The sequence below is a fragment of the Chryseobacterium sp. RR2-3-20 genome (genome assembly GCF_017808115.1).
Lineage (GTDB): Bacteria > Bacteroidota > Bacteroidia > Flavobacteriales > Weeksellaceae > Chryseobacterium > Chryseobacterium oryzae.
This window is the reverse complement of record NZ_JADQBD010000077.1, coordinates 1-12,603: the sequence shown is the minus strand read 5'-3', so window position 1 is coordinate 12,603 and position 12,603 is coordinate 1. Positions and strand designations below refer to the sequence as shown.

Here is a 12,603-nt window from a genome sequence, read left to right as displayed (position 1 = left end):
AATAACGGCTTTAACAGTTGTGCAGTTTATAAACAAAACTTATTTCAATCGAAATATCAACAACTTAAAAGTCAGTATTATTTAAAATGCACAACGGGTTTATTATCCCATTTTTTTATATTAATCCTATTTGCTCTTGCTAGTTTATCAATATCAAGTGTCTTCAATTTTTCAATTCCCAAGCTGCTATCATCAACAGCAAATTGTGTTGATTTATCAAGCATGGCAGTAATTACAAAATCTACTTTTTTTTCTTCATAGTGAACAAAAACCACATATCCACCTGTAGCCTTCGGTGTTTTGATTTCTTTCTTTAGAATATTCATTGATTCTTTCGAAAAACGTAAAAAATCTAATTTTTTTAAGTATTCCCTTACCTTTAACTGAAATGGATAGTTTACAGAATCATCTTCAAATGATCCAAAAGTCGGATTTTTAGAGGAGTAGATTTTTATAAGTTTTTCAACAAATTCTTCCACGGTTTCATTATGAATTAAATTATGATCAGAACAATTCAATTCCGGATCATCTTCATTTTCTCTGATGATTTGGTGTAAGATTATATTTTTAAGTTTCATAGTTTTTTTATAAAAATAAGAATTTTACACTAATTATGTAAGAGTATTATTTAGTATTGCTTCAGTAATTTTATTATTTGTAAAATATATGCAGTGTAATAATAAGCCTATTCATAGATTAGTTTATTGAAAAATAGTTGCTTTTACTATAGCAAATTTAGAATTGTTGATAAATAAAAACTTCAAAATCAAAAGACTTATGATGACACGAAGATGATCTTTTTTAAACAGAAGCTTGCGGAAACATATAAAGTTTTCAATAATTTTCGTAGCGTTGTTACAAACAATTGGTAAATAAAATAAAAATTCTAACTATTAATTAGGATTTTATCTATTTATATTTCTGAAAAAGTCTTCTAAAGTTATTTGCTTTTTTTGACAAATTTTAATCAAAGTTTTTAAAGACATATTGTAATCAGTCTTAGATGTTCCTAATGCAATATTTTTAATTCTTCTTACAGTACTTTCTTCGACACCACATTTTGAAGCAAAATCTCTCTGTGATTCCGCCTTTGAAATCCAGTTAAGATAAATGTATTTGCAAATAGCAATAATTACGTCTTTTTCGTCATCCATTAGAACAAATTAAAAGAAAGGGTAAAAAAATAATGCGGTTTTCTGTGCGCAATAAGAAAATATTATTATATTTGTAAATAGGTTACAATAAATGTAACTTTGCGATACTTCAAAGAATGATAGAAGCTATTGCTTAGAATCTCGCCGTTGGAAACTGGTAATTTTTAGGAACGAGAGGATAAGTAAGCGGCTCACGACCTAGGCGTGGGTCTCTATACCTTATCTGTTCCACGGTATACCAGTACCTCAATGGCTGATAATGTAGAGTACCCATGCCGTCTTTTTCAATGCTGTTCGCCTTATCTCTACATCACAATCTAAGCCCGCTTCCTAAAATATAGTATCAGACTACACGATACAATAGGAAGGTACAACCTATTGCGGCCTTAAAAGCTTACACGGGACACATTTTCATTCATATCAATTAATGCTTTCCGGTGCCTTACGGCAACCTGAAAAATAATCTTTACCCAAAAGGCACTGAGAAGGTTTTGTTTTCAAAGACATGAAATATGGACTAATATTAAATACAAAAAAGTATAAAAATGAAACATATAAGATTGGCACTGTCTCGTTGCTAAGCGTCAATAAATACTATTATGAAGATGCTTACAACATGACAAACATGACAAACACAGCGTATAAAAAAGTAAAAAAAATTTAAATAAACCAATGTGAAAAGAAAACCAATATTTGTACAATAACAAATCGAAAAAAAATGACATAGGAAATGAAGGCGTAAAGAAAATTGATTTTGCGAGCGTTAAAAAAATTCTTCTGTTCGAAGCGTGTTCAAATAATAGAACCGAAGCTTAAAATTGGTTTTCACGCGAGTTTAGAATTTTTAGCGAGTAGAAACAAATTTTAGCCGAAGTTTCCAGGTCTTGAACTTTTGGTTCTTTTGTTTCAAGACAAAAGAACTGAGAAAACTTTAAACATTTCAGCAGGGCTCAATTTGTTTGGATTCGATGACTTTATGGAGTGAAAAGAACTAGAGAAAAAATATAAGTCGACAAAAACATCAGGAAAGAGCAGATAGTAATTAACATAATTAAAAACCATTGAAAACCAATACTTATAGAATGACAAATCGAAAAAAATGACATAGGAAATGAAGGCGTAAAGAAAATTAAAATTTAATCCGTTAAAAAATTCCCATTGTTCGAAGCGCGACCCAAATTATGAATGAAGATAAGCTTTTGTATTCGCGCAAGTTTTGGGAATTTTAGGATTCAATTTGAATTTTTAGCCGGAGTTTCCAGGTCTTGAACTTTTGATTCTTTTGTTTCAAGACAAAAGAATAATAAAAAAAATCTTCTGTTCGAAGCGTGGTCAAATAACAGAGCCGAAGCTTAAAATTCGCTTTCACGCGAGTTTAGAATTTTTAGCGAGGAGAAACAAATTTTAGCCGGAGTTTCCAGGTCTTGAACTTTTGATTCTTTTGTTTCAAGACAAAAGAACTGAGAAAACTTTAAACTTTTCAGCAGGACTCAATTTGTTGCGTAAAAGTTTTGGAGTCTTGATACTTTTGTAATTTCTGGTCTAAGCCAAACCTTTGGATTCGATGACTTTATGGAGTGAAAAGAACTAGAGAAAAAATATAAGTCGACAAAAACATCAGGAAAGAGCAGATAGTAATTAACATAATTAAAAACCATTAAAAACCAATAGTAAAAAAACCAATACTTATAGAATGACAAATCGAAAAAAATGACATAGGAAATGAAGGCGTAAAGAAAATTAAAATTTAATCCGTTAAAAAATTCCCATTGTTCGAAGCGCGACCCAAATTATGAATGAAGATAGGCTTTTGTATTCGCGCAAGTTTTGGGAATTTTAGGATTCAATTTGAATTTTTAGCCGGAGTTTCCAGGTCTTGAACTTTTGGTTCTTTTGTTTCAAGACAAAAGAACTGAGAAAACTTTAAACTTTGTAGCGTAAAAGTTTTTGGGTCTTGATCTTTTGTTTCAAGACAACCTAACGCAGTAGTTCCACGATTGTAAAGAGTCAAAAGAACTAGAAAAAAGAAAAGCCCTTTCCCTAAGTTTGGCGACCGTCGGAAAGAGCAGGTAGTAATTAACATAATTAAAAACCATTACAAAACTATGAAAAAATCCTATAACAATATAGGAAGCATGGGCTGTGCTTTGATGCTGACTGTAATATGCAGTTCACTGAAAGCACAAACCAAAACCGTATCAGGAACGGTAACAGCAGAGAATAAACCGCTTTCAGGCGTTACTGTCTCTCAGGAAAACAGCAGTGAAACAGCCGTTACCAATGAGAAAGGGAACTACATTCTTCAGGTGTCAGGAAATAATCCGATACTGGTTTTCCGCCATCCCGATTACACAGAACAGCGGAAAACAGCAGGTGCAGCCTCCGTGCTCAACATACATCTCAGGTCCAACTTCAAAAACATCGAAGAAGTGGTGGTCAACGCCGGCTACTATAAGGTTAAAGACAAAGAAAGAACCGGTAGCATTGCTAAAGTCTCTGCAAAAGACCTAGAAAATCAGCCTGTGACGAATGTGCTTTCTGCGGTACAGGGAAGAATGGCAGGCGTGAGCATTACCCAAAACGGAGGAACTCCGGGTGGAGGTTACCAAATCAGAATCCGTGGGCAAAACTCCTTACGAACATTATCCAACAGCGGAACAGACGGCAATCAGCCTTTATATATCGTAGATGGTGTCCCGATAGGTAACGACATGACCACCCAGTTTTCAGGAAGTGCCATCCCTTTAGGAAACATCAATCCCTTAAACAGTATTCCCCCTCAGGATATCGAAAGCATTGAGATTTTAAAAGACGCGGATGCTACGGCGATCTACGGTTCAAGGGGAGCTAATGGAGTAGTGCTCATCACTACCAAAAAAGGAAAATCAGGAAAACTGAACCTTACGTTCAATACTCAGTATTCGATCAGCCATGCCTTATCCAATCTTGAGATGATGAATACAGAGCAATATATTGCCATGCGAAAACAGGCATTTGCCAATTCAGGAGTAACAGTATACCCTGCAACAGCGTATGATGTCAACGGAACATGGAATGAAAACCGCTATACAGACTGGCGCAAAACTTTGATAGGAAACAGGGCAGCTGCCGGCAATACCCAGATTTCACTAGGTGGCGGTAACGATACAACAACTTTTTTAGTAAGTCTCGGTCATCAGGAACAAACTACGGTGTACACACAGGACTATCAGTACAAAACCAACAATATCTCCTCCAACCTCAGCCACCGTTCCAAAGACAAGCATTTCAGGTTAAGCGTATCCAATCTTTTTTCCACTCAGCACAATAACGTCATTGTGGAAGATATAACGAGAGCTGCCTACCTGCTGTCGCCCAATGCTCCGGCGCTGTATAAGGAAGACGGCAGTCTGAACTGGGAGAACAACACCTTTACCAATCCTGCAGCAGCATATAATGCTACCTATTCCAATGATAATCTTCAGTTCATCACCAATTTCAATACAGAATATGACCTGCTGAAAAACTTCAGGGTAAGGGTCAACGGCGGTATTAATTATCAGGCTTTTGAAGAATGGTCCATCCGCCCCAATACGATCAACAATCCTTCGTATGTAACAGGACAGTCGAGCTTTTATTCAAGTTCCAATACCTTTAATCAGAAAAAATTTTCATACATCATCGAGCCTCAGCTGAACTGGAACTATCAGAAAGGAATCCACAAATTTGATGTGCTGGCGGGAATGACTTATCAGTCTGATGAAACAACCCAAGGCTCACTGCGGGGATCAGGTTTTGAGAGCAATGCCTTTTTACAGAATATTGCTGCTGCGCAGGTAAGGGTAGTGGGCGATCATATAACAACAGATTACCGATATGGAGCACTGTTCGGAAGAATCAACTACCAGCTGAACAAAAAGTATATCCTGAATATTACGGGAAGGAGAGACGGCAGCAGCCGCTTCGGACCCAATAACAGGTTTGCGAGCTTCGGAGCTGTGGGTGCAGCATGGCTATTCTCGGAAGAAAATAAACTCAAAGACCTGAGCTGGCTGAGCCTAGGTAAACTGAGAGGGAGTTTCGGAACTTCGGGAAGTGACAATATCGGGGACTTCCAGTTTCTGAATAGCTATACAGTGAGTGCCAATTCCATTTACAACGGTGTAACGGGGCTCATTCCTTCACGACTGTATAACCCGAATTTCAGCTGGGAAAAAACCACCAAATTGGAGCTCGCTTTAGACTTAGGCTTTTTCAACAACCGCTTAAACGCTACCGCAGCATATTACCGAAACCGCTCTGCCAATCAGCTTGTCGGCTATCAGCTTTCTGCGGTAACAGGATTCAGCTCCGTGAATGCCAATCTCGATGCAGTCGTTCAAAATACAGGATGGGAGCTGGAGCTCAACGGAAAGCCTTTCAATAGGGGAAACTTCCGCTGGGAAACAGGCATCAACGTGAGTATCCCGCGAAACAAACTCATCAGCTTTCCCGGACTGGAAGGATCTTCCTATGCCAATACCTACATCATCGGCCAGCCTGTGAATATGGTAAGAGTCTACCAATTGGAAGGAATCAACCCTGCTATAGGACAATATCGGTTTACAGACTTTAATGGAGACGGCAGAATCAGTTCACCTGATGACCGTCAGGTTATAGAGAATATCGGAATCCGCTATTTCGGGGGCTGGAATAATCAGTTTAAATATAAAAACTTTAACCTGTCTTTTCTGTTTCAGTTGGTCAGGCAGAAAAGCAGAAACTACAATGCAGTAATGACCTCTCCGGGAACGATGAACAATTTACCGGTAGAAGCTTTGAATGTATGGTCACCACAGAACCCTAACGGTTTGTATATGCCTTACCAATCAACAGGAAATGCTCAGCATGCTCTCTTTCAGGGCAGTGATGCTGCTTACTCCGATGCCTCATTCATCAGGCTTAAAAACCTGCAGATCGGATTTCAGATACCATTAGGCAGCCAAACTATTGTAAAGGACGCCAGGATTTATTTTCAGGGGCAAAATCTGTTGACCTTAACCAACTATTTCGGGATCGACCCTGAAACAGGAGCAGGCTCTTTCCTTCCTCCGCTCAGAACCTATTCGTTGGGATTGCAGCTTGGATTCTGATGCCTATCAATTAACAAAACCCTAATTAAAAAAAATGAAAACATTATATTATAACATAACAATAATCATCCTGTTTATTTTAGGAACAGCGGTATCATGCGAACGAATGCTGGAAGCGGAACCTCCTGCTAACCAAATGACAACAGAACAGGTTTTTGAAACCGTACAGACTGCCAATGCCGCATTGGCCGGTCTGTATTCAGGATTGTGGGACAACTCACCGCTTGCAGGAAATCAAACGGGAAGAAATCTCGGAGTCTATACAGATGACCTTGATTTCTACGGAACCACCACAAGCAGCGGTTTCCTTGAAATGTATGGAAACACCTTAATTGATTCCAATCCAACCGTTTACACCTATTGGGCGAATGCTTATCAAAAAATTTACTTTGCCAATGCTGTCATTGAAGGCGTAGAAAACTCAGTATCACTTCCATCCTCAGACAGACAGAGAATAAAAGCGGAAGCAGTTATTGTCAGGTCTCTGCTGTTTCTTTATCTACAGCAAATCTATGGCGATATTCCCTATCCGGTGACTACCAATTACATGATCAATCAGACCATTAAAAAAACATCTGCTGACGAAGTTCTCATGAGAATTACCATGGATTTGAATGAAGTGTTGCCGATGATCAGTGATACGTACAGGAGTACGGAAAGAATATTCCCCAATAAAAAAGCAGCACAGCTGATTCTAGCCAATACCTATATGCTTCAGAAAAAATACAGTGAAGCTGAAGTGCTTTACAAGGAGATCAGATCAAGCCCACAGTACCAGTTTCAGAATGACCTGACCAAAGTATTTGATAAATCCGGAACCCACATTATTTGGCAGCTTAAACCCCGAAATACGGGAGAAGCCACTAAGGAAGTACTCAGCTATTATTTTGCCAATTCGGCACCACCAACGGTTGCATTGACGACCCGTCTGATCAATACTTTTACCGCAGATGATAAAAGAAAACAATATTGGATTTCAGCAGTGACGGTGGGAAGCAATACCTGGTACAGACCCAATAAATATAAAAATACCAGCAACAATACCAATGAGTATTCCATTGTCTTTAGATTAGAAGAAGTGAATCTGATGCTTGCCGAAGCGTTGGCAAGACAAGGTAAGATCATAGAAGCTGTTCCGTTGGTTAACGTTATTAAAAACCGTGCGGGAATTTCACAGCTTCCAACTTCAATCAGTCAGACAGCATTGTTAGATGAAATTCTTCTTGAAAGCAGAAAAGAATTCTTTACGGAAACAGGACATCGTTTCTTTGACCTGAAAAGACATCAGAAGCTTAACCAATTGACAGCTGCTAAACCGAACTGGAAACCGTACCACAGTCTTTGGCCGGTTCCCCAGAAAGAACTGTTATTGAATACTCAATTAAATCCGCAGAATGATGGCTATTAATTGCAGAACAAACGGGCTCTTGCTCTGTCTGCTGGTTCTGTTGCCATACGCTTTATCTGCTAAATCAGGCGGCCATAAGGAAGTTCTGGATTCCGCTGATCAAAGGAAGCTGCGTTATACCTTAACTAATCTTTTGGTTTCAGATAACGGAAGATGGTCGGCAGTTTATGATGCCTCAAATGATACATTGGTCGTATTTGATCGCAAAAAACCCAATGTGCCTGTAAAACAGTTCATCAGGATGAATGAAAATTATTGCTTTTTAGGAAATAATGTATTATTCACATCGGGAAGCGGCAGAGCTCATTGGACTGACCTGAAAAGGAAAAAAGATATTGAGTTTACGAATGTAAAGCAGTCAGCAGTTTTGGAAGAGACGCAATCTTTTTTTGTACTGAAAAAAGATGGACAGTTGTCAAAGTATAACGCCGATGGACAGTTACAAAACACTGTGTCAGGAATTGAAAGCATACAGTCAGACAAACAGAAAACACTGTATGCCATCTCTCAGAAAGGAAGCAGGTCTTATATCTATCTGTTTTCAGATAAGGCAGGAAAAGAGGTATATTCAACATCTAACAGGATAAAAAGAAGTCATCTTACCGATTCAGGAAAATATATGGTGATAACAGAGGCAGATGAAATCAAATCTATAATACAGCTGTCCGCAGTAAATACAGTGACCGGAATATCAAAAACCTTTACTGCATCAGGTATCAAAGAATTTCAGCGTGCAGAGTTCAAAGAAACCGGTACAGAAGGTGACCTTTGGATTGATGTTCGGCTCAAGGCTTTCAGTAAAAAGTCAATTCCCGAAATCTGGTATGGCAATGACGGTGATTTTAAGACCAAAGGATTGGGATATGAGGAAACGCATCAGTACTATTTATGGTTTAAGAATAACTCAAAACCACAAAAAATTTCAGACGAGCGTTTTCCGGGTTTTGCTCCAACCAACAGGAGAGATTATGTTTTAGCATTTGATGCTTTTAAAAATTTCAGCAATGAAACCCGAGTGCCTATGCTTACGGTTAATCTCTACCACCTTGCAAGCAAAGAAACAAAAGAAGTTTTTAAGCATTCCAGAGAAATCGTCATAGCGCCATCGGGAAATGAGCTGCTGAGTTTTAACTTTAAAATACAGCGGTGGGAACTGTTTACCTTTAAGTCACAAAAACTGCAAACGATAGATGTTGACGGATTGGAAAAACCTGTATTTGATGAAAATTGGGGTAAAGTTTACTTTGAGAGCAGAAACGGAATGTATTCTTATGATCTTAATCGTTATCAGTATAAGATTGTTCCAGGAACAGAGAATACAAGGGTAACATTAAGTCCTTCCAAAACAACAATGTTTAACGGTCTGTTTCACATTAAGTCAACCCGATTGAATCAAAATAATGAACTTTTGGTAAAACTTCAGGACTCGGTCAATATGAACTCCTATCTTTACTATAATCCTCAGAAAGGTAAGGATAGCTTTGTGGAAATTCTAGAGCCTGTAGCTCATCACATCTCAGAACTTAAATACATTCAGGCTCTGAAAACAGCATATTGTTTAGAAGAAAACTTTAATCTGCCCACACGGCTTGTCACTGTTGAGAAAGCAGTTCATAAAAAGACAATAGGTAATGCTCGGATAGATGTATCTGCATTAAGTCTGAAAAGGGATATTGTTATTTTTACCAATAGTAAAAAGGTAAAACTGAAAGGATTATTATATTATCCCAGATACTATCAACCTGGTGAAAAATATCCGATGATTGTCAGTATTTATCAGGTGCAGAGTAACGAGGCAAATCGTTATCAGTATACAAGCAGTACTGTAGGTTTTGATTTTGATGGTCTGCTTGAAAGGGGATATTTTGTCTACCTGCCGGATGTGGTTTTTGATAGGAGAGGGGCTGGTATCTCAGCACTGGACTGTGTTAATGCCGCATTGGATGCAGTAAGCAGTCATCCCGATATTGATCCGCAGAAAATAGGATTGACGGGGCATTCGATGGGAGGCTACGAAACAAATTTTATAGCTACGCAATCCAACCGTTTTGCAGCTTATCTCTCAGGTTCTGCCCACAGCGATATTATAAGAACTTACTTCTCATTCAGTGATCAGAATTATCTTCCGATGACCTGGCAGTTTGAAAACGGACAGTATTCATTTCGGCAATCATTCGCAGAAAATAAAGAGATGTACTTTAATAATAACCCGATACATTATGTGGATGGAGTCAATGCTCCCATTCTTTTATGGACAGGAAAAAACGATAAGAATGTTGTCTGGGATCATACCATGGAATTCTATATGGGTCTCAAACGTTTTAATAAGAGTGTCGTGGCACTGTTTTACCCGAAAGGAGGACATACGCTGGAAAAGTTATCAGATGAAAGCAGAGATCTTCGGCAAAAAACGATGGAGTGGTGGGGTTACTTTTTAAAGGGTAAAAAAGAGGTGGAATGGATTGATCGGCAGATTAAAAATACTATTAGGCAGTAACATCATTAATTTTAAAATGACTACAGAAATATGAGAATATATAAAAACGAACTTCATCCATACTCTTGATGATAAATGATTTCAAAATAAAGAGGACACTTTCCAGTGTCCTCCATTTTTAGATAATTAATTTTCAGGAACTCTGTATAGTGGTTCTGCACAACCTGTTGGTCCAATCTCTCTTAATTGAGGACCGGAAACTCCCCAGGTACACATGTTTTCGTCAAAGACTGTACTGCAGTCCTGTTCAGTTTCAATACAAAGATTCTGTGCGTTGTCAAAGTGATAACCTTTTACAATCGTACTTTTACTTTTGCTGTTGTTTGCTTTTTGTGTAGCAAACGCTGCTCCTGTGCCAATTAGTACCACCAAAGCAGAGAAAAAAATGTTTTTCATAATAAATATGGATTTTGTTGCCTACTCTTGGATCAGGTTTTCGGCTTCCCCCTTTTTAAAATATTTTTTTATTGATGACTGATAATTATAACCAACCAATTCGTTTCCGATCAAAGCATATAATGATGTTTCAGTAGTAATGAAATCAGTAAGTCTATGTTTACCGTTGTGGTAGATATAAAAACTTCCTACATACTCCGAGTTGTCAATGTTATAAACATCAATAACGGCTGTCGTTAGTGAGGAACTTTGAGGTTCATTTTTAGCTTTTAGTTTAGATTGGATCATAACAATATTTTTGTGTACTGCCATATCTTGATTGACAACCAAAGGTGGGACAGTCATTTTGTGAAGACCCGTTGACAAAGATTTTGATTTGATGGAAGCATTGTTTACGGTATCTATCGTTTTAAATTCCTGTCCTTTTGTAGCATCACGGTTCATAATAAGAAACCTGTTTCTGTAAGAATATAAATAAGCGAACTGTGATGAGTTATTCACTGAAATCAATTTTCCGTCACTATCAAAAACACCATCTGTTTGTTTAGTCAGCAGTTTATTATTCAATACAACCTTGTTTTTCTCTGCTAAATCAAGGGTGCCAAGCGTAAGGTGTTGGGTTATGCTATTGTGGGTTCTGATAACAAACTGCATTGAGTCTGCCGGTTCAATCTGACTGAAATACGCGTCTTTGTAACTTATGATTTTTGCATTGGGATTTCCGACTGTTCCACGAAATATGACGGGTACGGTTCCATCAGAGAGATAATAAAAACAGTTTTTAACCTGAAGTTTTAATTTTTTGAAGGGAAAGTCTAAAGATTCAGGTTTAATGGTCATTGAGTCAATTTTACCTGTTTGGGTATTAACCAAAATCATTTTCTGTGGATACTTTAATGATCCAAGGTAGATGACTTGGTGATCCGTTCCGGCGATGTAATATTGATCATACCTTAATTTGATTCTTTGCTTTTCCTCAATAGGATGCTGCAAAAACCTTCTTGTAAAATTGTTTTCTTTTTTGATAATATATTCTGAGCTTACAAATAATAGGATGATGACAATACAACTGATAAAATTGGAGAGCGCTAAAAGAATTGCAGTTCTTCTTTTCGGACGATTATTTTCTTGCTCATCAATCCATACAGCGATGCCCCCAAAAACTAAACAAACAATATTAAAAATCAAATGTTCTGTCCATCCCATTTTTTCAAGTATTCCTCCGCAGGAACAAGGCACAAAATCACTGTAGTGGAGAATAAGATAGATGTAGATGGTAAAAGCAGACATCAAAGAAGTGGCGGCGTATAATCCAAAAAGTCTTGTTCTTTGAAAACTCAGACACAACACAGTCACCATCTCAATTGCAATGACCAAATATGAAATCAATCCCGCATAAGCACTCAATAGAGGCGATTGTCCAATTTGAACCTGAAAGTTTTCAAAATCCAGGGTTTTGCTGATGGCGGCATAGCAAAACAGCAGGATGAAAAAGTAGACAGCTGATCGCTTGAAGTAGGCACTGAATGTTTTCATAGTTTACTTTTTTTTGAATGTTGGGGCCGATCGGGAAGAAGTAGAATCCATTCCACAATGCTTCCGCAATAGCTTGGCATTTCCTTTCCACTCTTTACAGGAACAGTGGTTTTAAAATGCCCCATACTTTGCCAGAGACCGCTGGTAGGACATGGTTGCCCTGTTGTGCTTACTGTGGTATGGGGCTTCATCTGCTTTTTATTTTATTGGTGAGGAATTTTCCAGTCATGTCCGTCTTTAATAGGAGGATCAGGATAGAGTGTATGGTGTTGCGTACTGTCATTTATTCTTTTCTCAGTCATGATGCTGGCGGGTGTCATATCCTCCTGATCAGAAGTAATTAGATCAGAACTGCTGCATTGTTGTAGAGCAAATACCATGAGGCTAAAGCTCAACATAAAAATTTTTGATTATCCGTTTTTAATCATAACCCTGTAATGTTAGCAATAATAAGCCTTTCAAAGAGGCTATCTCCAAAATATCTTCGATTTAGCTTGTAGA

Annotated in this window: 9 protein-coding genes; 3 read left to right on the top strand and 6 right to left on the bottom strand. The window is 37.8% G+C overall.

The window, feature by feature from the left end:
* Positions 1–77 precede the first annotated feature (77 nt).
* The 3 genes from IV513_RS13495 to IV513_RS13485 all read right to left on the bottom strand — a co-directional run bounded on the left by IV513_RS13495 (position 78) and on the right by IV513_RS13485 (position 1,428).
* Positions 78–578 (bottom strand): nucleoid-associated protein, encoded by a 501-nt coding sequence (locus IV513_RS13495; RefSeq protein WP_209391087.1) that lies wholly within the window; start codon positions 576–578, stop codon positions 78–80.
* A gap of 327 nt (positions 579–905) precedes the next feature.
* Positions 906–1,154, bottom strand: a complete 249-nt coding sequence (locus tag IV513_RS13490) for a helix-turn-helix transcriptional regulator (protein WP_209391086.1) — start codon at positions 1,152–1,154, stop codon at positions 906–908.
* 133 nt (positions 1,155–1,287) lie between these two features.
* Positions 1,288–1,428, bottom strand: a complete 141-nt coding sequence (locus tag IV513_RS13485; RefSeq protein ID WP_209391085.1) for a hypothetical protein — start codon at positions 1,426–1,428, stop codon at positions 1,288–1,290.
* A 1,831-nt stretch (positions 1,429–3,259) separates the two neighbouring features.
* Here IV513_RS13485 and IV513_RS13480 point away from each other — a divergent pair.
* Genes IV513_RS13480 through IV513_RS13470 form a run of 3 tightly spaced genes read left to right on the top strand, consistent with a single transcriptional unit; the run spans position 3,260 to position 10,170 of the window.
* Entirely contained in the window at positions 3,260–6,265 is a 3,006-nt protein-coding gene (locus IV513_RS13480; RefSeq protein WP_209391084.1) for a SusC/RagA family TonB-linked outer membrane protein, read from the top strand.
* Between the two features lie 34 nt (positions 6,266–6,299).
* Positions 6,300–7,673: a RagB/SusD family nutrient uptake outer membrane protein gene (locus IV513_RS13475; protein ID WP_209391083.1), complete on the top strand. Its 1,374-nt coding sequence runs from the start codon at positions 6,300–6,302 to the stop codon at positions 7,671–7,673.
* On the top strand, positions 7,660–10,170 hold the full coding sequence (locus tag IV513_RS13470; RefSeq protein WP_209391082.1) for a S9 family peptidase: 2,511 nt from the start codon (positions 7,660–7,662) through the stop codon (positions 10,168–10,170). Before IV513_RS13475 ends, IV513_RS13470 begins: the two co-directional genes overlap by 14 nt.
* A gap of 126 nt (positions 10,171–10,296) precedes the next feature.
* Here IV513_RS13470 and IV513_RS13465 read toward each other — a convergent pair whose 3' ends face one another.
* From IV513_RS13465 to IV513_RS13455, 3 genes are read right to left on the bottom strand one after another with little or no spacing between them, the layout of a single operon-like run.
* Complete coding sequence (locus IV513_RS13465) at positions 10,297–10,566, bottom strand: DUF6520 family protein (RefSeq protein ID WP_209391081.1); 270 nt, start codon at positions 10,564–10,566, stop codon at positions 10,297–10,299.
* A 21-nt stretch (positions 10,567–10,587) separates the two neighbouring features.
* Positions 10,588–12,102 (bottom strand): MauE/DoxX family redox-associated membrane protein, encoded by a 1,515-nt coding sequence (locus IV513_RS13460; protein ID WP_209391080.1) that lies wholly within the window; start codon positions 12,100–12,102, stop codon positions 10,588–10,590.
* The gene (locus tag IV513_RS13455; RefSeq protein WP_209391079.1) at positions 12,099–12,293 is read right to left on the bottom strand and encodes a hypothetical protein; all 195 of its coding nucleotides are present in this window, start codon (positions 12,291–12,293) and stop codon (positions 12,099–12,101) included. Before IV513_RS13455 ends, IV513_RS13460 begins: the two co-directional genes overlap by 4 nt.
* Positions 12,294–12,603 lie beyond the last annotated feature (310 nt).